At 45.2% G+C, this 23,950-nt stretch carries 26 protein-coding genes and 3 pseudogenes; 13 read left to right on the top strand and 16 right to left on the bottom strand.

The features are described from left to right. Nucleotides 1-203: transposase (locus G548_RS0114535; RefSeq protein WP_022794881.1), on the bottom strand; the 203-nt coding region annotated here is incomplete at its 3' end. Nucleotides 204-533: 330 nt separating this feature from the next. Here G548_RS0114535 and G548_RS0114540 point away from each other — a divergent pair. Next, complete coding sequence (locus G548_RS0114540) at nucleotides 534-752, top strand: hypothetical protein (RefSeq protein WP_022794882.1); 219 nt, start codon at nucleotides 534-536, stop codon at nucleotides 750-752. Nucleotides 753-1,195: 443 nt separating this feature from the next. Here G548_RS0114540 and G548_RS0114545 read toward each other — a convergent pair whose 3' ends face one another. Beyond that, nucleotides 1,196-1,666, bottom strand: coding sequence for a ribbon-helix-helix domain-containing protein (locus G548_RS0114545; RefSeq protein WP_022794883.1), 471 nt, complete (start codon nucleotides 1,664-1,666; stop codon nucleotides 1,196-1,198). Nucleotides 1,667-2,202: 536 nt separating this feature from the next. On the opposite strand from G548_RS0114545, the gene G548_RS0114550 reads away from it, so the two are divergent. From G548_RS0114550 to G548_RS0114560, 4 genes and pseudogenes are all read left to right on the top strand, one after another. After that, a complete protein-coding gene (locus G548_RS0114550; RefSeq protein WP_022794884.1) occupies nucleotides 2,203-2,451 on the top strand; it encodes a type II toxin-antitoxin system Phd/YefM family antitoxin in 249 nt (82 codons plus the stop codon). Beyond that, nucleotides 2,444-2,709, top strand: a pseudogene (locus G548_RS19075) (Txe/YoeB family addiction module toxin). Before G548_RS0114550 ends, G548_RS19075 begins: the two are co-directional and overlap by 8 nt. Before the next feature lie 54 nt (nucleotides 2,710-2,763). After that, the gene (locus tag G548_RS0114555; RefSeq protein ID WP_022794885.1) at nucleotides 2,764-3,378 is read left to right on the top strand and encodes a CadD family cadmium resistance transporter; all 615 of its coding nucleotides are present in this window, start codon (nucleotides 2,764-2,766) and stop codon (nucleotides 3,376-3,378) included. A gap of 686 nt (nucleotides 3,379-4,064) precedes the next feature. After that, on the top strand, nucleotides 4,065-5,204 hold the full coding sequence (locus G548_RS0114560; protein ID WP_022794886.1) for a DUF418 domain-containing protein: 1,140 nt from the start codon (nucleotides 4,065-4,067) through the stop codon (nucleotides 5,202-5,204). A 135-nt stretch (nucleotides 5,205-5,339) separates the two neighbouring features. On the opposite strand, the gene G548_RS0114565 is transcribed toward G548_RS0114560, so the two are convergent. Then, entirely contained in the window at nucleotides 5,340-7,406 is a 2,067-nt protein-coding gene (locus tag G548_RS0114565; protein ID WP_022794887.1) for a heavy metal translocating P-type ATPase, read from the bottom strand. Between the two features lie 456 nt (nucleotides 7,407-7,862). After that, nucleotides 7,863-8,690: a prolipoprotein diacylglyceryl transferase gene (lgt, locus tag G548_RS0114570; RefSeq protein WP_027847449.1), complete on the bottom strand. Its 828-nt coding sequence runs from the start codon at nucleotides 8,688-8,690 to the stop codon at nucleotides 7,863-7,865. A gap of 696 nt (nucleotides 8,691-9,386) precedes the next feature. Here lgt and G548_RS19725 point away from each other — a divergent pair. The 3 genes and pseudogenes from G548_RS19725 to G548_RS0114580 all read left to right on the top strand — a co-directional run. Further along, nucleotides 9,387-9,533: pseudogene (locus G548_RS19725) on the top strand (peptidoglycan-binding domain-containing protein); the annotation flags it as partial. 63 nt (nucleotides 9,534-9,596) lie between these two features. Next, the gene (locus G548_RS19610) at nucleotides 9,597-10,304 is read left to right on the top strand and encodes a DUF1541 domain-containing protein (protein ID WP_425411526.1); all 708 of its coding nucleotides are present in this window, start codon (nucleotides 9,597-9,599) and stop codon (nucleotides 10,302-10,304) included. 150 nt (nucleotides 10,305-10,454) lie between these two features. Continuing rightward, nucleotides 10,455-11,297, top strand: a complete 843-nt coding sequence (locus tag G548_RS0114580; protein WP_022794890.1) for an HD-GYP domain-containing protein — start codon at nucleotides 10,455-10,457, stop codon at nucleotides 11,295-11,297. A gap of 27 nt (nucleotides 11,298-11,324) precedes the next feature. Here the strand turns inward: G548_RS0114580 and G548_RS0114585 are convergent, their stop codons facing one another. The 5 genes from G548_RS0114585 to G548_RS0114605 all read right to left on the bottom strand — a co-directional run bounded on the left by G548_RS0114585 (nucleotide 11,325) and on the right by G548_RS0114605 (nucleotide 15,149). Beyond that, on the bottom strand, nucleotides 11,325-11,519 hold the full coding sequence (locus tag G548_RS0114585; RefSeq protein ID WP_022794891.1) for a hypothetical protein: 195 nt from the start codon (nucleotides 11,517-11,519) through the stop codon (nucleotides 11,325-11,327). Between the two features lie 45 nt (nucleotides 11,520-11,564). Beyond that, complete coding sequence (locus G548_RS0114590; RefSeq protein WP_022794892.1) at nucleotides 11,565-12,269, bottom strand: response regulator transcription factor; 705 nt, start codon at nucleotides 12,267-12,269, stop codon at nucleotides 11,565-11,567. Nucleotides 12,270-12,366: 97 nt separating this feature from the next. Next, the gene (locus G548_RS0114595) at nucleotides 12,367-12,699 is read right to left on the bottom strand and encodes a four-helix bundle copper-binding protein (protein WP_027847450.1); all 333 of its coding nucleotides are present in this window, start codon (nucleotides 12,697-12,699) and stop codon (nucleotides 12,367-12,369) included. A 92-nt stretch (nucleotides 12,700-12,791) separates the two neighbouring features. Then, nucleotides 12,792-14,201: a sensor histidine kinase gene (locus tag G548_RS0114600; protein ID WP_040881141.1), complete on the bottom strand. Its 1,410-nt coding sequence runs from the start codon at nucleotides 14,199-14,201 to the stop codon at nucleotides 12,792-12,794. Between the two features lie 303 nt (nucleotides 14,202-14,504). Beyond that, a complete protein-coding gene (locus tag G548_RS0114605; protein ID WP_022794895.1) occupies nucleotides 14,505-15,149 on the bottom strand; it encodes a DUF4396 domain-containing protein in 645 nt (214 codons plus the stop codon). Between the two features lie 141 nt (nucleotides 15,150-15,290). Here G548_RS0114605 and G548_RS0114610 point away from each other — a divergent pair, with 141 nt between their 5' ends. The 3 genes and pseudogenes from G548_RS0114610 to G548_RS18380 form a co-directional block, all read left to right on the top strand. Next, nucleotides 15,291-15,527 carry an SHOCT domain-containing protein gene (locus G548_RS0114610; protein WP_022794896.1) on the top strand — a complete coding sequence of 79 codons (237 nt, stop codon included), beginning with the start codon at nucleotides 15,291-15,293 and terminating at the stop codon, nucleotides 15,525-15,527. A 20-nt stretch (nucleotides 15,528-15,547) separates the two neighbouring features. Then, the gene (locus G548_RS18375; protein WP_084687375.1) at nucleotides 15,548-17,077 is read left to right on the top strand and encodes a multicopper oxidase family protein; all 1,530 of its coding nucleotides are present in this window, start codon (nucleotides 15,548-15,550) and stop codon (nucleotides 17,075-17,077) included. 513 nt (nucleotides 17,078-17,590) lie between these two features. Next, a pseudogene (locus G548_RS18380) lies at nucleotides 17,591-18,286 on the top strand (IS30 family transposase); the annotation flags it as partial. A gap of 145 nt (nucleotides 18,287-18,431) precedes the next feature. Here the strand turns inward: G548_RS18380 and G548_RS19365 are convergent. Continuing rightward, nucleotides 18,432-18,569: a hypothetical protein gene (locus tag G548_RS19365; protein WP_022794900.1), complete on the bottom strand. Its 138-nt coding sequence runs from the start codon at nucleotides 18,567-18,569 to the stop codon at nucleotides 18,432-18,434. Nucleotides 18,570-18,982: 413 nt separating this feature from the next. Continuing rightward, entirely contained in the window at nucleotides 18,983-19,267 is a 285-nt protein-coding gene (locus G548_RS18385) for an HPr family phosphocarrier protein (RefSeq protein WP_022794901.1), read from the bottom strand. Between the two features lie 426 nt (nucleotides 19,268-19,693). Here G548_RS18385 and G548_RS0114645 point away from each other — a divergent pair, with 426 nt between their 5' ends. Next, nucleotides 19,694-19,975, top strand: coding sequence for a hypothetical protein (locus G548_RS0114645; RefSeq protein WP_022794903.1), 282 nt, complete (start codon nucleotides 19,694-19,696; stop codon nucleotides 19,973-19,975). Nucleotides 19,976-20,043: 68 nt separating this feature from the next. Here G548_RS0114645 and G548_RS0114650 read toward each other — a convergent pair whose 3' ends face one another. The 3 genes from G548_RS0114650 to G548_RS0114660 form a co-directional block, all read right to left on the bottom strand. Continuing rightward, on the bottom strand, nucleotides 20,044-20,559 hold the full coding sequence (locus G548_RS0114650) for an SRPBCC family protein (protein WP_022794904.1): 516 nt from the start codon (nucleotides 20,557-20,559) through the stop codon (nucleotides 20,044-20,046). A 119-nt stretch (nucleotides 20,560-20,678) separates the two neighbouring features. Then, nucleotides 20,679-21,206, bottom strand: a complete 528-nt coding sequence (locus G548_RS18390; protein WP_022794905.1) for a DUF948 domain-containing protein — start codon at nucleotides 21,204-21,206, stop codon at nucleotides 20,679-20,681. Continuing rightward, the gene (locus G548_RS0114660; RefSeq protein ID WP_022794906.1) at nucleotides 21,206-21,640 is read right to left on the bottom strand and encodes a DUF948 domain-containing protein; all 435 of its coding nucleotides are present in this window, start codon (nucleotides 21,638-21,640) and stop codon (nucleotides 21,206-21,208) included. Before G548_RS0114660 ends, G548_RS18390 begins: the two co-directional genes overlap by 1 nt. Nucleotides 21,641-21,937: 297 nt before the next feature. On the opposite strand from G548_RS0114660, the gene G548_RS0114665 reads away from it, so the two are divergent. Next, a complete protein-coding gene (locus G548_RS0114665; RefSeq protein ID WP_022794907.1) occupies nucleotides 21,938-22,411 on the top strand; it encodes an ATP synthase subunit B family protein in 474 nt (157 codons plus the stop codon). 3 nt (nucleotides 22,412-22,414) lie between these two features. Here G548_RS0114665 and G548_RS19370 read toward each other — a convergent pair whose 3' ends face one another. Together G548_RS19370 and G548_RS0114675 are read right to left on the bottom strand one after the other, a co-directional pair. Continuing rightward, complete coding sequence (locus G548_RS19370) at nucleotides 22,415-22,588, bottom strand: hypothetical protein (protein ID WP_022794908.1); 174 nt, start codon at nucleotides 22,586-22,588, stop codon at nucleotides 22,415-22,417. Nucleotides 22,589-22,624: 36 nt separating this feature from the next. Next, a complete protein-coding gene (locus G548_RS0114675) occupies nucleotides 22,625-23,482 on the bottom strand; it encodes a YihY/virulence factor BrkB family protein (protein ID WP_022794909.1) in 858 nt (285 codons plus the stop codon). Nucleotides 23,483-23,950: the final 468 nt, after the last annotated feature.

Genomic DNA, 23,950 nt, shown 5'->3' on the forward strand with positions numbered 1-23,950 from the left:
GTTTTCAGCGTGCGCTCGTACGTGCCGTTGCGGGAATTGCCGGAACCAATGCCGGCCGCATCGTACTTCTCGTAATCCAAAAAAGACGTTAATTCGGTTTGAAGCAGCTGATTGACGGCGTGTTCCAAATGAGATCGGAAGATCTCGTTGACATCCTGATGTTGGACTAGAGCGTGAGCAATATCTGTAGTAAAATTATTCATAGGGAAGTCCTCTTTTCTGTGAATGTGGTCGGCTAACTTCATTCTACTAGAAAAGGACTTCCTTTTTTCGTGTTCGCTCGTTTACACAAAATATTTTACGCTCTCATTTTTTCTCATAGGATATCCTTATTACTGTAAACGTTGCTCAATCTTCTCTTTATTATTTAGATGAAAAATTTCTTAACCTGGAGTGGTCCCAGACACTGAAACGATAATTCAACAATAAGTAGCAAAAGAACACGAATGTTCCTTAGAACGTGAATATTACCGGGTTAAAATCTCAAAAACCTAGGTTACTATTTAAATTGGTATTTTTAGAGAGGACCTGACATGAATAAAGAAATGAATGAGCATTGCGACCGCCTCTTGCAAATGATCGATAAAATTAAGAACAAGCTAGACAAGATGGACGACGATCTTCAACAGTTAGAACAAACATTTACGGATGGCTTTGATCGATTAGATCGGTCGATCGACAGCTGTGAGCATGGAGTAAACCACATGAAATATTATATGAATAAAGCAGAATCACGGAGAAACCGGTGGTGATTTCCGTTTTCTGTCTCAAAACACGAAGACTACTTATTATATTGAGACACCAACTATAAACTTCCGATAATATATCTTATGTTAACTAATTTTCAAAGAAAATCAAGGAGCCAATATCTGACTTCCTTCCCTTTAATCGGATCGCTTATAATACCTATTCTATTCAACGATAAAGTCAAATAGCATGACGAAAAACATGGCGGTGGTACCGGAAACGATCATGACCATCTCGTGGATTTTCTGGTTCCAAGTTCACATCAAAAACTCATTATGACTAACAATGCTATCAACAAGATACCACTATTCAACTGCTCATACGTGCCATTACTTCATATAAGGTTCCCTTGACTTATATTCGTTAAATTCATGATTAATTATGTTTACTGAAACATTTAAGTTTCAGTAAACATAATTAAAGTATTCAAAAAACAATTAACCTGTACTTACTTATAACGATTTTCTAAATATCCCACGATGTTTGCAATCATATTTAAATTTGTCGTTCTATACTTAAAAGCAAGTTTCTTTAATGTTTTTTTATCATCAGGATTAATTCGTATCGTAGGCGAATATTGGAGGTTGGAAACTTTCTCTTGTAAATCGAAATTTTCTTTTGTAGCCATATGTTGCACACCTATTTCCATTAGATGAACCATCGTGGTTTCATTCATAATTGCCATTTCTTTAAGGCGTTCTTTGTCTTCTGGTGAACAATGAACAGATACGTATTTCGACCTACTCCCTTTTAAAGGAGTAATATCTTTAGCTCCTTCCCGAGAGGGCTTCACTTCAATATCACGTAATTTAGCATCTTCTTTGGCTGCATGAGCTTCTTTTTTTTGAAATTCATCTGAAGATGAATTTCTCTTTGGCGTGTTATCGTGAATTTCTTTATTATTTAAATTATTGTTCATGTTTGTTTTCCTACCTTTTATTAGAGATTTTTCACATGTTTACGTTCATATATTGAGCTAGTAGTAAAGTGGTTCTGGAAGTTATTACTCGTAAGGAAATGTATCCTTTAACTTTAACACTTAGATTCTAATGATACAATGTTTCAAAGTTATATAATAGAAAAAGTAACATTAATAAAAATCTAAGGAAAGCCCAACTTTCTTTGTGCTTTATTTTATCATGCACACCTAGTGTATAGTTGGTTAAAAATACAAATATGAATAAACTAAATAATTACGTTTATGTAAACGTAATTATTTAGTTTATTCAATAAGAGAACTTTGAAAACCTTTCATAATATTCGCCAAACTTCTGATACGTACTAAAAAGCTTCAGCAGGGTTTTGAAAGAAGTACTAATGGTTTTTGACCTATGTATCAACCGTCTTATAAAAGTCTACTTTTTACAACGCTAAAGATTTTCATTTTTATTCAAACGATAACAAGATGGTAGGATTATCGATATATTGTACAATATAAAAAAGGAGCTGATAGCGATGACTGTCATGAATTACTCCAATGCGCGAAAGAACTTTAAGGGACTGATAGATAAAGTCAACGACGACCAGGAAGCCGTCACCATCACGACCAAAGAACGAAACGCTGTCCTTATCTCGGAAGACGAATACAATCAATATCTCGAAACCATCTATCTGTTAAACAACCCGAGCAATTCCAAGCATCTATCGGAATCCATCCATCAATTAAACCAGGAAGAAACCACGACCGTTGATATCGATGAGTAAGTTGAACGTCTTATTCACTCACAATGCGTTTCAGGATTATCAGTATTGGCAAACCAAGGAAAAAAATGCTCAAACGCATTAATCAATTGATGAAAAGCATTGAACGAGACGGGGCGTTAGATGGCATGGGGAAACCAGAGAAATTAAAAGGCCATTTAGCTGGTTTTTACATTCAGTCGCATCGATATCGAACATCGATTAGTGTATACCGTTGATGACCAGCAAATTAGCATTATTGCCTGCCGATGTCTTTGTTAGATGAATGTTGTCGAGAAATATCCTTCAAAAATGTTTTTGAATGAGGTGCTTTTTATGATTCAAACGATTGGAACAGCAATCACTTTATATGTGGCCACAGCCGTGGATTTGTTAGTTATTTTATTAATTTTCTTTGCAAGAACGAATACCAAAAGGCAATATCGTGATATATACATAGGACAGTATTTAGGCTCTCTAACATTAATTGGTATCAGTCTGGTTTTAGCTTATGTTTTAAGCTTTGTGCCAGAACAATGGATGCTGGGGCTGTTGGGTTTAATACCTATTTACTTAGGTCTTAAAGTCGCTATTACTGGCGATGATGATGAAGAGCAAGTGGAAAGGCAACTAGATCAAAGAGGATTAAGTAAATTAGCAAGAACCGTAACACTAATTACTATAGCTAGTTGTGGTGCTGATAATATAGGATTGTTTGTACCTTATTTTGTAACATTGAATATTGCAGAATTAGTAGTAACGTTACTTGTGTTTGTGCTTCTAATTTTTGTTTTAGTATTTACAGCTCAGAAGCTATCGAATATTCCTGGAGTTGGAGAAATTGTAGAAAGATTTAGTAGGTGGATCATGAGCATTGTATACATTGGTTTAGGTGTATTCATTGTTTACGAAAATCAAACCATACAAACATTAATATCTTTCTTAAATTAAAGAGACGTGTGCAGATGATAGAATACCAGATCGTATCAAAACTCCTTCAATGATACCTAAATGATGAAGGAGATGTTTCTTTCTTCACTTTATTAAGAAAAAATACAGTAAATGAAATTTTTTATTGACCAAAAGAACAACCAACCAGACTACCACAAACCCTTTTACTCTATGCTCGAAAACATCTAATTAGTGTTACAAATAACTACTCAAGAAAAGAGATACATATATTATCCATCACTGAGTAAAGCAGGATCTAATCCATATCCACTTCAGCATAAAACGGACAAACGCCAATTGCTATTTCCAAAGTCAATTGTTCGCTGAGTATAAAGCTAACCCGATGAGACGGACCTGTTGAAAGAAGCCCTTCCGTTTTTGGTTTTATATTCCTCCATGTATTAAAAACTGACTTAGGGATTTCAACACGTCATTTATTCGATGCAGCATTGAATGTCCGGTCAAAAGGTACGGTTTCAATTCTATATATACCGCATCGATCGCTACAGCTACTAGCGAGAATCAAGCAGTACGAAAGTGAAGACTCCAACGATCAGTAGATACGTACTTCTATGAATAAGCTCAATGAAGATCTTCACACTTTCTCCATATTTTTTTCATACAATCATAAATGATTTGCTCAAATTTAAGATATTCGTTACCTAATAGAGAAAGAAGGCCCGCTAGTGACCCCCTCTCACGATAATACTCCAGGGCAGCGTATCGACATGCTTGATCAAATACGCGGCGTAGCTTTGCTTGCAATTTTTATTGTCAATATTTCCGGGCTTTCCCGCGTCGTTATGACTGATCCAACATGGCTCGACACTTCCCTCAAAACCATTATTTCAATTATTTTTGAAGACAGTGCCCGGCCGTTGTTTGCAATGATGTTTGGCCTCAGCCTCGTGCTCATTTACGATCGGATGCATGACAAAAGCGGTAATCCCTACCCCACCCTTATCCGGCGGCTCGTCATTCTGTTTTTCGTCGGAGGGCTTCACGGCTACTTTGTCTGGGCCGGGGACATCCTGCTCATGTACGCCTCAGCGGGGCTCGTGCTGCTCGGTTGTCTCCGGCTTCCTCCCCGGTGGCTGTTGGGATTAGCATGCTTTTTTTGGATTGGTTATGCTGTCGGGATTGATCTTTTGAATGGGTACACATCTCTTCAGATGGACCCCGAACAATGGATGAAAGACGCCCTCCCTCCGAATCGAACTTATCCAACCGGGGTTGAATATCTGTTCATTGAATGGTCGTCGATGATCAACCATTTCGGCTATTTCTTTTTCGGCATGTACGCTTATCGAAGTAGCTTTTATTCAAAAGTACTTAAGAACCGGGGTCGCAAATGGCTATTCACTCTGGGCTGCTTTCTTATCGGCATTCTAGGAAAAACGGGGAGCTATATCAAAATCGACAGCCCTATCCTTTATCATTTGGACGATCTTTACGCCTTTCTGGTGAGTATGAGTATCGCCCAGGCACTGCTTCTGATTGGTACAAGCCATCAAAGAGCTTCCACTGGGCTTTCGATGTTTACTGCTGTCGGGAAAATGACTTTCACTCATTACCTCCTGCAGTCGCTTATTTTTGTGAGCCTGTTCCGCCCAAGCGGTCGAACATTTTTCAACGGTTTTGGGGTTTTGGACCCACCGAGCTACGTGTACGCTTTAAGTATTGGTGTGCTGGTGTTTGCTATCCAAGTACTTGTTAGTCCATTATGGCTAAAATATTTTTACTACGGGCCATTGGAATGGGTTTGGCGAATCGGTACTTACATGAAATGGGTGCCTATGGTTCGCAGAAATGACCATCGTTATTAAAGGAACATTTCTACCATTTATGAAACGGGGGCTCCTTTTGAAAAAAAGTACCCTATAATAACATGACAGGCATCAAACAAGCTGCTTCCCAGGATATCAGGAAAGCAGCTTGTTTCATTACCTTGTTTTTTATTTTCACCTAAGCAGTTGAGCGTTAATAGCAACAATAACTGTACTGGCACTCATCAATACTGCCCCGACAGCTGGGCTGAGGAGAATACCCAAAGGTGCCAATACCCCAGCGGCTAAAGGAATGGCGACAATGTTATACCCTGCTGCCCACCACAGGTTTTGGATCATTTTCCGGTATGTCTTCCGGGATAAATCAATCACGGAGAGAACATCTAATGGATTGCTTTGCACCAACACGACGTCCGCCGTTTCCATTGCCACATCCGTCCCGCTTCCAATCGCGATTCCTACATCCGCCGTGGCGAGGGCCGGAGCATCATTGATGCCGTCGCCCGTCATGGCGACCTTTCGACCGGACTGCTGGACCTTTTTCACTTGGTCCGCTTTGTGATCTGGGAGCACTTCGGCATACACTTCTTCAATCCCAAGCTGGTTGGCTACCCAATCGGCGACACGTTGATGATCTCCGGTCAACATGATCGGTTCGATGTTTTGTTGCTTCAGTCTTTCTACTGCTTCCTTCGCTGAGTCGCGCACCATATCTGCGAGAGCAATCATGCCGGCGTAACCACCGTCAATCAGAACAAACACGACGGTTTTTCCTCCCGTCGAATACTGATCAAAGACCGCTGTGTCATAATCCATACGTTCCTGATTCATGTAACCGGGACTGACCACTTGGACCTGTTTCCCTTCGACCGTACCGCTCAGCCCTTTTCCTGTCATCGTTTCAAAATGTTGCACAGTCGGCGGGCGTTCCTGCTGCTCTTCCATCTTTCTCATAATGCCTCGAGCCAATGGATGTTCCGATTGTTGTTCCACCCCGGCCGCGTACCGCAAGACGTCCTGCTTGTCATAGGCTCCGTCTGCTTCAATATCGGTAACCCCAAAATTTCCTTCTGTCAGAGTACCGGTCTTATCAAAAATAACCGCTTCAATATTGCGGGCACTTTCAAATGGCGGTCGGTTGCGAATTAACAGTCCTTTCTTGGCGGAAATGGCGGTCGAAACGGACACCACTAGCGGAGCCGCCAGCCCGAGCGCGTGTGGACAAGTAATAACCATAACGGTGACCGCCCGTTGAACCGCCATATCAATAGCATTGCCCAAAGCTATCCAAATGATGAAGGTGCCAATACCAGCCGCTAAGGCCAAGTAAAATAGCCATTTGGCCGCACGATTGGCTAAATCCTGCGCCCGGGACTTCGATTCTTGCGCTTCCTGAACCAAAGTGACGACTTGAGATAAATATGTCTCATCCCCCGTCTTGGACACCCGGATCGTTAAACTGCCATCCTGGTTGACCGCCCCACCAATCACTTCTTCATCCACTTTTTTTTCTACCGGCACCGATTCTCCGGTCAGCATGGATTCATCAACCGACGACGATCCATCGATAATAATTCCATCCACGGGCACCTTTTCTCCTGGCTTAATGAGCACCTGATCGTCTTTCTGCACCTGATCGACCGGCACGTCTTCGGTGCTGCCGTCGCTGTTTAATCGATGGGCTTCATTGGGCATCAGTTTAATCAGTTCTTTCAACGCATTCGAGGCGCCCATGATCGAACGCATTTCAATCCAATGGCCCAACAGCATGACGTCAATTAATGTGGCTAGTTCCCAGAAAAAATTTCTGCCGGACCAGCCGAACACGACCATAGTGCTGTAGCCATACGCGACCACAATCGCTAGGCCGATCAGCGTCATCATGCCCGGGTTCTTCTGCTTGATTTCATCAATGGCCCCTGTTAAAAATGGCCAACCGCCGTAGAAAAAGACCATGGTCGCTAATCCGAAGAGGACCCACGAATCATAGGTGAATCCCCAGTCTAATCCAAGAAATTGTTGAATCGCGCTCGTTAACAGCAAAATAGGAATGGTAAGGATAACGGAAACGATGAACCGGCGCTTAAAGTCTTGAATCATCATTTCATGGTGATCGTGATGATCGTGTCCTTGATGATCATGATCGTCATTTGAAGTATCATGATGCTCCTCGTGGTGTTGATGCTTCTGATCGTTGTGATTTGCCACATTATCCCTTCTTTCTAGTATATCGATTTCCAAATACCCTTCCCCTGTATTTTCATCTATAAACGCATAAACGTTTTAGCCTATCTCATAAGTTTCGATGTCTCTAGAAGATCGTCAATCATTTGGTGTGAACATTGATTCATGTCTAATCCTAACGTAATCCCTGTGTTTGAACCGTGGCTTCCGCATAATGGATAAGATCATGGGTGAACTTCAGATAGCAGCAGAGCGCAAATGTTTCATGGGCCCGTCTCCCCACGAAGGATTAAAATCGTTTGAAGGAGTTCTCCAGGCAACCATTTACCGAAGATAAATCCTTATGTTCAAGAAAATAAGCTCAACCTATACCAGCTGGGCAAAAACCTAACGTTGGGGACTAGCAAGAGTACCCGCCTTCCTTTATCATGCTTGCTGCTTGTCCTAATCTTTATTATTCGATAATGTGCTATTCTAATCAGTCCCCACCACCTTAAAAACAAAGTCTTTGCCCTAAATGCCGGGACCGTCTTCACTTAAATATCTTGCTTGGGCAAGCCCGGCCCTTTTTCGATATACAATTAGGCTTACGGCTCCGAGAATCAACAGCACCGAAATCAGCTGCGCCACGCGGATCGTATCAAACAGCATTAAGCTGTCGGTCCGCATCCCTTCGATGAAAAAGCGGCCGAAGGAATACCAGATCACATACGTTAAAAACAGTTCCCCGCGGCGGAGATTAACCCGGCGCAGGCCTAATAGCAAGAAAAATCCCGCGATATTCCAAAGCGATTCGTACAAAAACGTGGGATTGTAGTAAGCTCCCTCAATATACATCTGATTAATAATAAATTCCGGCAGCTGCAGTCTCTCTAAAAACGAACGGCTCACTTCGCCGCCGTGGGCTTCCTGGTTAATAAAGTTGCCCCAGCGACCAATTGCCTGCCCCAAAATCAGGCTCGGTGCAGCAATATCCGCCAGCTTCCAAAAAGAGACTCGCTTGACTTTCGAAAAGACGATGCCCGTAAGTACGGCACCAATCAATCCGCCGTGTATCGCAAGACCACCTTCCCATACCGCCAGAATACTTCCCAGATTCTGGTCATAGTACCCCCATTCAAAAATGACATAGTACAATCGGGCCCCGATGATTGATATTGGGATGGCGAAAATGAGCAGATCCGCAAAAATGTCATCCGGAAGCCCCCGTTTCTTTGCTTCATAAGACGCTAATACATAACCAAGCAAAGCACCCAGACCAATGAGAATTCCGTACCAATAAATAGGCACAGATCCAACTTCAAAGGCCACCCGGTCGATCGGTTGCATCGATGAATACATCATATCTTTTGCCACTCCTAACTGCTACATGTGTCATCGTTAAAATTCTTTTTTTTGTTCTCCTGTCCGCTATCATCTATTTCATCGGTCTGATAATTGCTGAGACATTTTCACGTCCCTCCGTTTCACTCCGAAGTGCTTCTATTCTTCATTACCTTCTAGGTAAACTATACAACTTTCGATAGGGGATCTCATGTATTTAAAGCCTCTTCCACACCTATGATATAGGCATCCCAAGTCATGGGTTAAACATTGACTACTTTCCCCCCTAATTCCCCCCTTGTAAATGGGTCATATAGCTTTCCGAATCCCTGTTTTGCGGAGGAGTTTCATTGAAATCATACGTTTATATTATAAGGGGCTCCTGTGTAGAAAATATGAAGATAACCTATAAATGAGCCCTAGGCAATTATTTGAAAAAAGTTACTCTCATGACAGATTTTAAGAAATCTTCACAGTTTCTTCATACCTAAGAGGTACAACTAGTAGTGTACCCACTTTAATGCGCAAGGAGGAAGGCAAACAATGAAAAAACCAATGACATGGGGGGTCGCTGTGACCACTTTTGGTCTGCTGGTGGCCCCGGTAACCATGGAAGCTTCTCAAAGCGATAACGCAAGCGCTCCTAGCTCAATGGAAGATCATCACGAAGAAAGGGGGGCTTCGGGCATGATGGCCGAGGGAACACAGGGACCAATGGTCAACATGCTCCAGCAAATGTTGCAAGATCGTGGCATTTCCACCGACGTAGACGGCATCTTTGGTCCCGAAACCAGCGAAAGCGTACAAACGTTTCAAAAAGAGACTGGTATCACCGTGGACGGCATCGTTGGGCCCCAAACGATGATGGCGTTGCAAGACACTATGAGCGAAAACATGGGGATTTTACGTACCGGGGACGCCAACATGCACGTTCGCCACATCCAACAGTTATTAACCAACCAGGGGGTTGAAACGAACACCGATGGCATATTTGGTTCGGAGACCCGGGAAAACGTCATGCTTTATCAACAAGAACACCAACTTCAAGTCGACGGCATCGTTGGGCCCGAAACCATGGGGCACATGATGGATGGTATGAATTCAGAAGCTCGCCAACAAATGATGGGCATGATGAACAACGACCAGGAGGGCCAGCATCACCAAATGAAGGGGTCCATGGGAGGACAAAGCGACATGAATATGAATCATTCCAGCTCCGGAGAAGTGCCGGATGATCTGCAAAAAGCTGAAAACCCTACATTTGAAGTTGGGGATACAGCCACGATAGAAGCCAATCATATGGAAGGCATGGAAGGAGCGACCGCCACCATCATCGGAGCTTATGATACGACCGCCTATGCAGTTACATTTCAACCAACCGATGGCGGAGACCTTGTCGAAAATCACAAATGGGTCATCCATGAAGAATTGAACAACACAGGCAAAGAATCGTTACAACCGGGGGATACCGCCGTACTTGACGTTTCCCATATGGAGGGCATGGACGGCGCCACGGCCACCATCGATACAGCAGAGGAAACCACCGTGTACATGGTCGATTTCACCACGACGGACGGGGAAGAAGTCACCAATCATAAATGGTTAACGGAAAGCGAACTGCGCAGCAACTAACGTCCATTCCGTGAAGAAAACCACCGCTATAAGCAAATCAAACGTTCTCTCTACCAGAGGGGACGTTTGGTTTACCTACCTGCAGTAGCGCCCGTGTCCAACAACGCTTATGGAGACACTTCTATCACTAGAAAAAGAGGTGAGATAGACATGCCAATAAGTCCTGAAGACCGTCGCTTGTTTTTGAAAAATACATCAGGTCTCGATAACGGCTTTCGTGCAGGCGGCAAATTACAACAGCCCGCCTATTATCATTGGCTCGAGTATCTTTTCCATTCGCTGATGAAGGACCAGGCCGTGCGCCAATTGTTTCAACAATTGGCAGCCTGGGACATGTATACCTACCGGCACTCGTTTGACGTCTTTCTTCTCGGTTCTCTGGCTGCTCACCGATTGGAATGGCCAAATATACGTGAAATGGCTTGCGGGCTGCTGCTTCATGATATTGGCAAAACGGCGATTCCCCGTACTGTCTTAACAAAACAAACATCCCCGACAGTGGCGGAATGGAACATGTTGAAAAGCCATGCCAGGCAGGGGTACAGCATATTAAAAGACCACGGATTTTCTGAACTTATTTCATCCATGGCTTACCGGCATCACGAGCGCCTGGATGGCAGCGGCTATCCAAATGGAGTCCCGGCGTCCAAGCTTGAAGATCCTGTCCGGTTGTTATCTGTGCTTGACGTCTATTCTGCTCTATCACTGAACCGCCCTTACCTTCGAGCCGTATCCCCGCTTCAGGCGGTACAACTGTTACAAAAGGAAGCCGGTTCGCTGGACCCTGAATATATTCGCTTTTTCTGCGAATTTCTGGGGATCTTTCCAGCAGGGTCCACCGTTCAATTAACGAACGGCACCACGGCAGTTATCATTGGCTGCGACGATATTTCTTCCACCCTGCCGCTTGTGAGGGACATACGAACACACGAAACCTTTTATCTTCCGGTCGACCAAACCCTCCGGATCAGCCGATGGATAGATCCGCTTTAATACGTATTTCCCCTCTTTCCCTTCTTCCTACTTTTCCATCAGCGTGTAATAAATAAGAAAGAAAGCACCGAGCGGAAGAAACACCCAGGAGCACACCAAAAACAATTGATGCATAAACGTATGCACGTTTGTAAAAGGAGCAGCCCAGGCCGCAGACATTGTCAAGCAGCCCAGGCCGACAATGATTAATACTCCTGCCGTGATCCATTCCAACCACCTCATTGTCCTTTCCTCCTTCCCGCTTTTAATTGCTCTGGCACAGCTTCCTTATGATTCTTCAAATTTGTATCCGACACCCCAGACAGTGTGAACAGGATTTGTTTCGTGATAGAAAGCGTTTAGCTTAAGCCGGAGATTTTTCATATGTGTATCTACTGTCCGAACGTCCCCCATGTAATCCATGCCCCAAATCCGCTGGAGCAGCAACTCCCGGCTGAACACCCTTCCCGGCTTTTCAATCAGTGTATGAAGCAGGTCAAATTCCTTCGGGGTCAATACAACTTCTTCTTCCGCTGCATACACCGACCGCTTCTCGGGATCCACCCGCAGCGACCCCCGTTCAATTTCATGCGATGGTTCATAGGATACGGGAAAATCATACGAACGGCGGAGCAGCGCCTGTACGCGGGCCAGCAGCTCCTTGGACTCAAACGGCTTGGCCAGATAATCGTCCGCCCCCAGCTCCAGCCCCTCCACTCTGTCTTCGAGACCGGCACGGGCCGTAAGCATCAAAATCGGCACAGCACTCGAAGAACGAATCGTTTCACAAACCGCCCAGCCATCTGTCCCCGGCATCATGAGATCTAATATCACCAGATCGTATGACTGCTTCCGCCACTGGCTTAACGCTTCTGCTCCCCCCGCTGCCTCTGTGACCTGATAGCCTCCGTGCTGCAAATAGATGCGGAGCATCTGTCTCATTGGAAACTCATCATCGACTACCAGAATACGGTAGGTTTCTTTATGCTTCATTTCCTTCACGTCCTTTATCAACAGCTGTCTATGTACGTTCATTATATAATAGAAGAAAACCGCCGGACGTGGTCCAGCGGTTCCCCGTACCTTCATGTTATTTTGCCATCTGTTCGCATGCATCTGCACAGCGGTAGCAGGCGTCAGCGCAATCTTTACAGTGCTGATGATGCTCATGCTTGGCACATTCATCCCCGCAGGCACGGCAGATTTTTGCGCACAGGGCGCAGATTTCTTTCGCAAACGGACTGTTGCTTTGCATTGCTTTTGCTGCAAAAGCACACATATCCGCACATTCACGGTCGAGACGGATACAATCTGCCATCATCTTCACATCGTCTTCTTTCAGGCAGTCATCAAAACAGCGGTTGCATTGTTCCATACAACGAAGGCACTCCTGCACGCATTCTTCGTAAGTCATTGAAACCATCCTCTCTTTTTTGATATTCCCTTTCCCGCCTGCCTGTTTTTATTGTGCCCGCTTGATGTGAAGAAACTGTGAAGAGCATTAAATTTTTTTCTTTACTCCGTATTTTTTCCGGGCCGGGCAAACGTTAATATAAATGACGTGCCCTCCCCCGGGACACTCGAAACCTGAATATCGCCATCATGAGCATGCATTAACTGCTTCACAATCGCGAGCCCCAGGCCCGTCCCCCCGCCTTCGCGTGACCGGGACTTATCTACACGATAAAACCGGTCGAAAATAAACGGCAGTTCCTTTTGGGGGATCCCTATGCCTGTATCTGTTACTGTGATAACCGGCTGATGACTGGAGTTGCGGCCGCCGTGAATCGAGATGCTTCCTTTTTCCGTGTAACGCAGGGCGTTCGTCATCAGGTTCATGAATACCTGCTCCAGCCGCAGTTCATCTCCGTAGACAATCAGTCCTTCCTCTACGTCTATGTCCAGTTCCAGTCCCTGCTGGCGGGCCGGCAGAGCAAACCCTTTGACAATCCGCTCGAGCATCGGAGCTAACGCCAAATGTTTTTTGGTTAATTTCATATGACCGTCATCCATTTGCGCCAGATCGAACAGTTCTTCCACCAAACGATTTAACCGTTCAGCTTCGTCGGAGAGAATCGTAAGGTACGCATCCTCTTCCTCCTTTTGATCGTACAGTTTTTCCTTCAGAATGTGGGAATAGCCTTTAATGTATGTGACCGGCGTCCGTAACTCATGGGAGATATCCGCCAGAAAAGCTCTCCGGGCATCCCGGTACTGTTTTAAATCTTCAGCCAGGTCATTAATGGCCGTCCCGAGTGACCCTACTTCGTCTTTAGACGGATGGTGGACCCTCACCTCCAGTTCCCCTTTTGCGATTTGCCGGGTTGCCTGTTCCATCTGTAGTAACGGAAACGTCATGCGCCGGGTCAGAATAATGATACAGGCAAACGCAAGGAGAAATGCTCCGACAACCGCAAGTGTAATGAGTCGCTGGACTTCCTGAATATCCCTCTCTATTGCTGATTGAGAAGATAATAGATACATACTTCCCGATACTTTTCCGTTAGCCTGAAGAGTTCTTCCCACCACAAAATATTCTTCGCCTGTGGCTTCATTAGTATATGTACGTTCTACAGGGCTTCCAGCCTCTATTTTCTGCCGTTCCTTTAAAGAAATATTTTTTGGAAACACGCTCGTATTGTTGCCCACATGTCGTATCGTTTGAAAAGATTCATCCAGCATGTACGCATCCTGATGCCCCGCTGTTAATGTCTCCAGAACACTCGTCGCAATGGTCCCGTTTTCTTCGTACATGGACCCGTAGTGAGAAACACTCTGCTGCATTTCTTCTACTTCCTGTTCGAAAAAAAAGCCCGAGATAACCTCATGAATAACGAAAGCAAGAGGAATCAACACCACTACAAACAACGAGAACAAGATGATTGCTAACTTAACAGCGATGTGCCTAAACAACTTTTTAAACATTCCGCGCAACCTTTCCACCTCCTCTTTTTCCTAATCTTGTCTACTATTATATACTCGCCATCACAGGCGCTACTACTCCCTTACTCCTAACATCTTTTTAAAAGAGAAACAGTTCAATAGATAAGAGCCCTCTTCAACGATGAATGAGGACTCTTATCTAAAGTTTATTAACATTTTTGAAGCACGTGCCGTTTTTGTTCACCTTCTTTTTTGGTTGTACATTAAATTTTTAGCCTCTGCATTCCCCTCAAGCTCTATATGATTGATCACAAGACAGAGAAACAATCCTATTTGCAATAGTTTTTACATTGCGTGTTTAATGCCTCGCTTGACCAACCACCAATTAATTGGATAGCTTGTTAAAAAGCCTATCATCAAAGCGATCTGCATCATAAACCAAAAAGTGGGACCAGACGGGGACGGAGCGTGCGTGAAAAATACAAAATGAACTAAAGCCATCCACCCAAACATGCCAATCTCATAAAAAACCAGTGCTAAAGTATCTGCTTTAATAGCTTTTTTTAATCCTTCCCGTTTCGTCATTTTTTCGTTCATCGGAAGAATGGCAAAGAGTTGAAAGAAAATACCCAGCAAATAGGCCAAGGTAAATTCAACAATATAATCGGCAAATAAGCGAGTTCCAGCAATGGTCCATCCAAGCGCGACGACGATTGGAATACCAATAATGTCTCCAAGGGCACAGCCCGCGCCGCAGTGACTCGTGGAAGCTAGCGTTGATTGCCACATCGGTTTTTCTTGATGAGCTCTCCGACCAATATAATAATAGAAAATTAAACCAACAGGACCCGAGTAAATAACGGTCACTGGCCAAACAACATTCATAATGACCATCGGTTGTGGATGTTTCTTCACATCCCAAGTTACCCACACTGTACATAATGCTGAAACAATTAAGGATACCGTAGATATAACAGCTAGTACAGACATGATTCATACCTCCTTCAGTCAATTCAAAATGCATATACCCGCACACCGTATTTAATTAAACCAATAAAAAAGGTTGTTTTTTCAATCGTTAATAAATTATAATTACCCTTACAGGTATATTTATTTAAAGGAGGTTTTTGTATGATGAATGGCGGCAGCGGCATGATGAGCGGCGGGATGGTTGGCTTTGGCTTTCTCGTGCTCATTCTTCTGGTTCTTATTATTCTGGTGCTCGTCTGGATGTTTCGGCCTTCGACCAAGCATTCGTCCCGGACCAAATCGGGCACCGCATCGGAACGGCTCGATCAACGGCTCGCGAACGGAGACATTTCTGAAGAAGAATACGACCGGTTGAAACGAAAAATCAACGACCATTAAATGAAGGAAGGCGGGAGCGCATGCACCGACTATGGATAGGAAGCGCCTTGATTGTAGGCCTGATCGCTATTGGCATTGGCAGCTACTTGTTCTTCTTTTCTTCCGGCTCGGGGTCCCTGCCGGACGGCGTCACCCGGGGCGGGCAAAGCATTGCTTCGCTCGAAACCACCAATGCCGCCGGCCGGCCGGAAAAAACCTTTGCGCTTACGGCCGAGGAAAAGGAATGGACCATTGAGGAAAAGGAACGCGTGGAGGCATGGACCTATAACGGCACCGTACCCGGCCAGGAACTCCGGGTGGAGCAAGGAGATTTTGTGCAAGTGGATGTAACCAACAACCTCGACGTGCCGGTGACTATTCACTGGCACGGGGTGAACCTGGCCAACAATATGGACGGGGTCCCCGGTCTCACCCAGGACGCGGTGCAGCCCGGCGAATCATTCACCTATAAATTTGTGGCCGAAGACGCCGGCACCTACTGGTATCATTCGCATCAGCACAGTTCCAGGCAGGTTGATAAAGGATTATACGGGCCGCTGGTCGTCGAAGACCCGGAGGAAAACGAAGACTATGAGGTCGAAGAAACGCTCATGCTCGATGAGTGGCCGGTCCACCAGGCCAAAGACGGGCCCGCCAGCCGCCAAGGAATGATGGAAAGCCGGCGGTCCGGGGACGGCGAAGCAGATACCAAGGACCTGTATGACACCTTCACCGTGAACGGAAAGGCCGGGGAAGCGATCGACCCCCTCGAGATGGAGCAGGGCGAGACTGCCCGTTTGCGCCTCGTGAATGCCGGCTTTCAGCAGCACCAGCTGGCGTTTCCGGAAGGGTCCGCGGAGGTGATCGCGGTGGACGGGGAAGCAACCTCCTCCAACGACGCCTCCGCGGATATCGTGGAAATTGCCCCCGGCGAGCGGATCGACGTCGCGTATACGAAGCAGGACCAGACTCCTGTCTTCCTTGGGGAGCCGGGAAACAAGGAAAAAGCCCGCGACATGCGTATCCCGGTACTGCCGGAGGGCACGTCCCGGTCGGAGGCTGCGATGGCTTCGCCGGAAACAGAGACGACTGCCCGCGGAGCCGACCAAAGCACCGACACCGTTCTGTTTGATCAGGTACCGGATCCGGACGTCTCCTATACGATGGACTTGAGTATGGGCATGGATATGGGCGGCGGGGGCATGAGCTTTCAGATTAACGGCCGCACCTTTCCGGATACCCCTCCCATCCATGTCCAGGACGGGGACATCGTTAAAGTCGAGATCGAAAACAATGGCAGCATGAATCATCCGATGCACCTGCATGGCCACGACTTCCAGATCCAATCCCAGGATGGAACCGCCCTGGATCAGCCAAGTGTGAAGGATCTGGTGCATGTCAAACCCGGGGAATCCTATACTATTTACTTCGAAGCCAACAACAAAGGCGAATGGCTGTTTCACTGCCACGATAATAACCATGCCGAGTTGGGCATGAGCACCATCGTCGATTACGACAGTGTTTATTCCCCTTATGACTTCGGAGGCGATGCGGAGAACCACCCAAGTTAATAAACTTTGTACAGCCGATAATGGCCTTAACAATCATTTTTGCCTCTCTTAGAGGTATTGTTCAGGCCAGGGATGCTTCCTTGCGCCCCATAGACATGAATAGATAGCGTCCCTTGAAGAGTATACAATACAGGAAAACAACGACTTTCTCTTTTGATAGTCGTTGTTTTTTTGATGCTATTTTCCAATGCCTCTTCTATTTCATTTTTTATTAACATAATCGCGATTATCAGTAGTCGTGCGCTAAATAAAGAAGCGTTTTGACTTTTTCAGAAGTCAAAACGCTTCTTTGGCTTTTGTACATAGAAATTGTACTTTTTGATAAGATAAATATTGGAAATAACAAAATATTTTTTAAGAATCCTCTAACATTAAATTATATTGATTTAATAATTATGATATTTGAAATTTATTTAAACGCCGATTGTAAAATTAAGCTAGACAACGAAAAAGATCACTCGTGATACACTCAAAATGAATTTCCGACCAAAGAAATCACAGGAGTGATCACGAATGACCTACACCCATCTTAGCACGAATGAAGTTGTCCTCATAGAAGCGTATAATCAGAATGAGTTCTCAGTTTCCCGGATTGCCAGGCAACTCGGGCGCGCCCGTCAAACGATCCACAACGTCGTGAGTTACTTACGGGAAGGGCATCGGGCCCTTGATTATGTTCAGCGGTATCAAGCCAATAAACAGCGTTGTGGTCGAAGACCGACGGTCTTATCGGCAACCGATCAAGCCTATGTCACTGACAAAGTCGGGGACGGATGGACGCCTGATGTCATCATTGGCCGGCAGGAGCGCACCCTGTACCGCCTATTCGAGCGCCGAGTGCTGGATCGAAGCTCCCTGCCGATGAAAGGAAAGCGAAAACCGAACGGGCATCAGGAACGCCGGGGAAAGCAGTCGTTTCGGCGGACCCTTTCAGACCGAGCGCAGGATTACCCGGCCTTTCCACAGGAATTTGGCCACCTGGAGGGAGACACCATTGTCGGCCGTCACCACAAGAGTGCCGTGATTACCCTGGTCGAACGCTTATCGAAAGTGATTATTACCCTTCAGCCAGCCGGTCGTACGGCCGGAGATATTGAAACCACGCTGCGCCGGTGGTGCAGCCGCTTTCCCAAGCACCTGTTCAAATCCATCACTTTCGACTGTGGCAAGGAGTTCTCCAACTGGCGGTCAATCAGCAACAAGCATGACTTTGATTCATGAGGTACATGGAGAATGATATGGTGTCTAACTTAATTTGACGATTTAAACATTATAAAAATGCTCCAATAACCTTAAACTATTACCATGCCGTGCAACTGTCTTGCGAGTGCTTGATCAACATTAGTGATACCAATTATGGTTCAGGATTCTTTTGTTCTAATTGTTGGTAAATTTGCTCCAAACGTTCCTGAAAAACCTCATAGGGGACCTTCCCTTGGGCATATTCTTCTTCCAGCGCCAGCTTTTCGGTCAATAAGTGGGCTTTATTCATTAGAAGCATCTCCCCGTTGATGATTTACATTTTTCTTTCGTCTTGGATCAGCGGAAGTATAAAAAACTTTCATGACCGATGAGATAAATATTTTTACGATGAATACCTGCATCGGCTAGGGGAGGGGTATCTTGTTGCCTACGTTCATTATTGGTGTATTCGCGAATGTGTAGTGTCATTCGTTTTCGCCCCTTCTAACATAGTTTTTACCATGTCCTTCCTCTTCTGCTGTTTAAAGAACGACAGGTGCTCTGCCAGGCTTTTCCCTTTAATAATACCTCATAATCTCAAAAGAACAGGTTCTTATATACCAATTACAGGAGAAGTCAATCAGCCCTTCCCCTTACAAGTTTCCCTCGGTCATGTTTTTTTATCCCTCGTAAAGCGCACAGAAAACGCATTAGGAAGAACTACTATAGTTTGTCTTCGGGGGGGGGGGAAGCAGTTGTTAGAAATGCTATTAAAGCATCGATAGCTGCTGCTTCCTCTTTACCGTTTGTCACTAGCGTCAACCACTCGTGTTTTCGGCCATGCAAATGCATCATTCCCATCAGACTTTTTCCGTCAACCCAGCGGCCCTCCTTCCCAATCATGATATCACAATCATAACCGAGGGCATGACGCACTAAAGCAGTGGTATTTCTCGCCTGCAATCCTTCCTCCAAATTAATCCTGACGGAATGCTGTTTCATGTTCATCCTCTCCATCCTTTACAGTATCACTCATGGTTGGCTGTTTCTTATTGATAAAAACCTTTCTTCTTGGGACTGAACATTATTCGTTACTCCAAATCACAACGACCAGCGCGGCTACTAAACATGCCCCAATAGCTACCCACAACATGACCGCCGATGCGCGGTGCCACTGTTTTTGTCGATACCCATTAATAAGCAACAAAACCATAAGGGCCGCCACACTCATGAAAAATACATATACCATTATCTCCCCCTTGCACAGACAATCCTTTTTTCTCCCATAACCATCTATTCTTTTTTCTCTGGCGATGAAACGGCCAACAGCTCCATGGTATTTTCGGTGTTTCTTCCCTTTATTTCCGGGGTACATATATAGTATGTATATTCATCTTAATGATGATAAACATACATGTGAAAGGAGGAAGACGTATGAATCACCACCGGGACCTCGAACAAGAAGACTTCTTCGTAACCCTGGAAGAATGGCACGCGGCCATCTATCTCTCCCCCGACGACTACACGTTATGGCAGCAATGGTTTCAGGATAGCCGGAATCCATTGCTACGTCACCTTTCTTACGGGCAATTACTATCAGTGTTTGCTTTACGTTTCGATCAACCCATTTCATCCATCCATACCCGTCTTCGACACATTCAACAAACATTGCTTCTCTGGATTCGAGAAACATCTCGTCCTTCCATGAGCGATTAACCATGCGAACCGCTTCCTGCCTCGATAGGAAGCACTTTTTTTCTCCCTTTTGCATCCGGCTCTTTTCTCTACTCTTTCGGAAGCTTCGCTACATATTCCTCCAACCGTTCCATCTTCCTCTTCAACACGGTAAGAATGGCTTCTCGCAAAAACCAAAATGCTTGATTTTCCGCTTCGGTGGCGCGATACGGCGCTTCTTCAATCGTTAATATGGTGGCCGATCCTTCCTCTTGAAAGGTCACTTTATGCCATATTTCTAAAGGGAACGAAGACATCCATGGCAGCACAAGCGCCTCTCCTTCGGGAGAAGAAAAGCTCTTCGTATAAGTAATCGAATCAGGTTCTTTCACTTCATGGTAGGTCAAGGTTTCCCAAACGTCATACCCTTCTGGTGCCACCTGCTGAAACAGGACCTCCCCCTGCGGGGCAAGTACGGATTCGCAGACATACATACAAGCGTGGTCGTTGGGCCACCAATGCGCAAAATGCTGATGACTGGTCCACACATCAAACAACACCACCGCCGGGCACGAGAAGGTGTAGGAAAAGGTCAATGCATGGGAGATTGGTTCGGGCTTTGTCATTTCGGCACGCCTCCTTGGTTTCTTTTGGGATAGAAAACGAGCACCAATGCCTGCCTAGGCGTATTGGCACTCGTTCATGGTTGATCTTCAACGATCAGGTAATGATCTCTGTCAAATCATTATGGATTTTTAGGGAGCGTATCTTCCGTTTGTTGTGGTGGATGATCAACGGTACTCCCCGGCGCCGCGCTGGAAGAAGACTCCTGGCGCTGTTTTCGAGCTTCCTGAATCGCTTTTCGTTTCTGGAGAAAGTAATAGATCGTCGATACCGCACTGTACGCTCCGCGCACCTGCTCGTTACTTAATTTGCTTTTCCCTTCCGGATCCTGCCGCTCACGCATGGTCTCTGTCGCGTGGACCAAGGAAGAGGTTAATTGCCGAGACGATTCGCCGATGTCACCGATAATGTAAAATAACGGGCTCAACGCATGAATTTTTTCATTCACATCCGCCAGCGTCTCATTGCTGTTGTTCAGCACGACCGATGTTTCTTTCATCACCCCGTCCAACTGTCCCGGCAGCTCTTGAACCGTTTCATTAACCCCACCGAGTACCTTGGCCAGATTATTCAATGCTTTCACTAAAAAGATGGCAACGACCGCAAAGGCCAGGCCCATGATCAAAACGCCAATACCAACCAAATCCATTACTGATTCCCCCTTGATTTCGATGTTTGTTGTTTAGCTTTACCCCGACGAAACATTTCCATCGCAGCGTCTCCCCACTGGATCCAGCGAATCGCTTGGGGATTCGGCTGCTCGTAGGCTCGAGCGGCGTCTTCCGACATCCCCTCCAACGAACTATTGATATTATTAACCGTCGTACTAACATTCCGCAACGAGTCCGCCAATTCGCTAAACGATTCCGACTGCTCATTCAGATGCTGCGTGATTTCATTCGTTTCCTTTAACACGTTTTCGGATTCCGTGGTAATCCCCTGAATTTGCTGCTGAAATTGGTCAGCCGTGGTGGATAAGCTCTTCATGGTGCTTGTCACCGCTTTTAATGTAATCACGACAAAAATGGCAATAAGCAAAAACGCCACGGCAATGATCAATAAACCAAGACCTGCTAATGACATAAATCTTAACCTCCTTGTTTCATTTATCTATATAAAAAGTCCTTCGAAAAGCGAAGGACTTGAATCCTACGTTCGCCTTGGTATCGATCTTCATGAACGACTTATTTCTAACACCTACCACTCCGTTCATGCATTCAAACAATAGATAGTACTTATGATTGATGTTATACATTCAAATGTTTGAATAAGGGAAGGGCGGGCAATAAGTATAACTATCATCGAAAACACGCCGGCTTCTCGGACGATGACCAACACCGAAAACGTGTTGACCCCATTCTTGTAAAGGAGTGATCGTGCATGAGCACATCAAACAAAGCCCTCGTCCCTACGATTCTTTTATCCACAGTGGTAATTGGAAGCGGCATCGCGTGGTGGGCCACCCGTTCCTCGTCCAAAAACAAGACGAACGATGCAAGCACTAATGTTCAAGAACGCGTGCAACAGGCCCAAGAACAAATCGACACGGAAGAAGTCAAAACCCGCCTTCAACGTTCCTGGTCGTTGATTCAAAGCGTGGTAACGCAGCTTCAAACCATCTATGACCGTTATGGTCGAGATTTGCTTAACCAATTGCAAACCGTCAAACAAGAATCTCAGGAGATCGTTGAAACGGCCAAAGAGGCCGGCGAAGAATTGCAGGACGTTGCTCAGGAGCAAGGAAAAGAAGCCGTCGAGGAAGCCCAACAAGCCAAAGAAGAAGCGCGTCAGGGATTCCAGGACAATGAATCTTCGTCCAACGCTCATTCCCGGGGGCCGTCGAATACCCCGTAAGTGCTATTCATAAGCCCATAAGCCAATGCTCATCAGTAATAAGATCGTGATCAATATCATGATCGTTCCTAATAATCGTTTGGCCTCTACGGTCCAGGCATAGTCCCGGGTTTGATACGCTAAAATCATAAGCGTCAACAGCATGATACTCAATATAAAGATCCAGGAAGCAAGCAACGGCCCTCTCCTTTCGATGGCAAAGCTACATGATGATCATGTAGCTTCTTTTTCTGTGTTGTTTTGTTGGTTGGCTCGTTTCGTTTTTCGGCGGTGAATAATCACGTTCATTTCAGCTCCGATCATCAATACCAGTCCGGTAAGGAAAAACCACAATAATAGAATAATCACGCCCCCGAGACTGCCGTAAGTCGCCGAATAACTGCCAAAGTTGCTGACGTAAAACGAAAATCCAAGGGAAACCACCTGCCATAACAAGGCTGCTGTTAAAGCGCCCACTAAAATTTCTTTCCATTTTAATGTTTTGTTTGGCGCAAATCGATACAACAGCAGCAACATCGCTGTCATGACGGTGATCCCAATCGCCCAACGAAGGACCTGGAATAATAATTCCGTTTGTGGCGGTAAGCTTAACAACGAAGTAAGAAACGAGATCAGGACATTCCCAAACATGGGCAAAACAATGGCTATAATTAGCGTAAGGACCATACTGAAGGTCAACGCAATCGCCAACAGCCGTACTTTGATAAACGAACGGGTTTCTTCCACATCATAGGCTTCGTTGGACGATTTGATAAAAGCATTAATCCCATTGGACGCCGACCATAAAGCACCCAATAAGCTGACAACGAATAAAATTCCCCGGGGTTCCTGCACCAACGTGGTAATATTCTCTTCAAATAACGCCGCCGTATCCGGAGGCACGGATCGCGTGATAAAATTCATTACCATGTTGGGATCCAAATTTAAAAACGGGAGGATGGTTAACGCAAAAATCAATAAGGGAAACACTGATAATATATAATAGTAGGCTTGAGCTGCTGCCAGTAAAGGCACTTGATCTTCTTTGAATTCATTCATTAAGTCCGTCATGTATGTTTTTACTTTTTTCATGTTGTCACCTTTCCGCTGTAAGGTATGATTCGATTCCTTTTCTTACAGGCTTTCTAATCACTGTATTTCACTGCAATATAAAGACCGATACTCGCCAGGATGATGCCACTCAACAATAAAACAACTGCTGCTGCATACACGTCCTCCTCCCCCTTCTTCTTGGTATAAAAAAATATACCAATAAAATACTTATTTTTAAGATTGTACCTGTTCAGCCGGGATATTAAACACCAAACCCCGTATTTTTGGTTTATTTGTTGAACAATATGGCAATAATACGTTTGCAGGGTTCCCGAGCCACTACTAGGTTAGGATGAAGGTCTCCCTATCTTTATGAACCCTGCACAATCTCTCTTGGTTTTTACCAAGGGAGATTTTTTATCACATAATGTATTTTTCACATAAACAGTAATTTACCTACATATTGCTGCTAAATACTTTCGCTACCTTTATATATACGATATTCTC

The organism is Marinococcus halotolerans DSM 16375 (assembly GCF_000420725.1).
Taxonomy (GTDB): domain Bacteria; phylum Bacillota; class Bacilli; order Bacillales; family Marinococcaceae; genus Marinococcus; species Marinococcus halotolerans.

Bases quoted from the DNA above. Each gene is read 5' to 3' on its own strand.
- G548_RS19610 (WP_425411526.1), top strand. From the start codon at position 9,597: ATGCACGTTCGCCACATCCAACAGTTATTAACCAACCAGGGGGTTGAA.
- G548_RS0114580 (WP_022794890.1), top strand. From the start codon at position 10,455: ATGCCAATAAGTCCTGAAGACCGTCGCTTGTTTTTGAAAAATACATCA.
- G548_RS18375 (WP_084687375.1), top strand. From the start codon at position 15,548: ATGCACCGACTATGGATAGGAAGCGCCTTGATTGTAGGCCTGATCGCT.
- G548_RS0114595 (WP_027847450.1), bottom strand. From the start codon at position 12,699: ATGGTTTCAATGACTTACGAAGAATGCGTGCAGGAGTGCCTTCGTTGT.
- G548_RS0114555 (WP_022794885.1), top strand. From the start codon at position 2,764: ATGATTCAAACGATTGGAACAGCAATCACTTTATATGTGGCCACAGCC.
- G548_RS0114665 (WP_022794907.1), top strand. From the start codon at position 21,938: ATGAGCACATCAAACAAAGCCCTCGTCCCTACGATTCTTTTATCCACA.
- G548_RS0114675 (WP_022794909.1), bottom strand. From the start codon at position 23,482: ATGAAAAAAGTAAAAACATACATGACGGACTTAATGAATGAATTCAAA.
- G548_RS19365 (WP_022794900.1), bottom strand. From the start codon at position 18,569: ATGAATAAAGCCCACTTATTGACCGAAAAGCTGGCGCTGGAAGAAGAA.
- G548_RS0114660 (WP_022794906.1), bottom strand. From the start codon at position 21,640: ATGTCATTAGCAGGTCTTGGTTTATTGATCATTGCCGTGGCGTTTTTG.
- G548_RS0114585 (WP_022794891.1), bottom strand. From the start codon at position 11,519: ATGAGGTGGTTGGAATGGATCACGGCAGGAGTATTAATCATTGTCGGC.
- G548_RS18385 (WP_022794901.1), bottom strand. From the start codon at position 19,267: ATGAACATGAAACAGCATTCCGTCAGGATTAATTTGGAGGAAGGATTG.
- G548_RS0114550 (WP_022794884.1), top strand. From the start codon at position 2,203: ATGACTGTCATGAATTACTCCAATGCGCGAAAGAACTTTAAGGGACTG.
- G548_RS0114605 (WP_022794895.1), bottom strand. From the start codon at position 15,149: ATGTCTGTACTAGCTGTTATATCTACGGTATCCTTAATTGTTTCAGCA.
- G548_RS18390 (WP_022794905.1), bottom strand. From the start codon at position 21,206: ATGGATTTGGTTGGTATTGGCGTTTTGATCATGGGCCTGGCCTTTGCG.
- G548_RS0114540 (WP_022794882.1), top strand. From the start codon at position 534: ATGAATAAAGAAATGAATGAGCATTGCGACCGCCTCTTGCAAATGATC.
- G548_RS0114645 (WP_022794903.1), top strand. From the start codon at position 19,694: ATGAATCACCACCGGGACCTCGAACAAGAAGACTTCTTCGTAACCCTG.
- lgt (WP_027847449.1), bottom strand. From the start codon at position 8,690: ATGTATTCATCGATGCAACCGATCGACCGGGTGGCCTTTGAAGTTGGA.
- G548_RS0114650 (WP_022794904.1), bottom strand. From the start codon at position 20,559: ATGACAAAGCCCGAACCAATCTCCCATGCATTGACCTTTTCCTACACC.
- G548_RS0114600 (WP_040881141.1), bottom strand. From the start codon at position 14,201: ATGTTTAAAAAGTTGTTTAGGCACATCGCTGTTAAGTTAGCAATCATC.
- G548_RS0114590 (WP_022794892.1), bottom strand. From the start codon at position 12,269: ATGAAGCATAAAGAAACCTACCGTATTCTGGTAGTCGATGATGAGTTT.
- G548_RS0114610 (WP_022794896.1), top strand. From the start codon at position 15,291: ATGATGAATGGCGGCAGCGGCATGATGAGCGGCGGGATGGTTGGCTTT.
- G548_RS0114545 (WP_022794883.1), bottom strand. From the start codon at position 1,666: ATGAACAATAATTTAAATAATAAAGAAATTCACGATAACACGCCAAAG.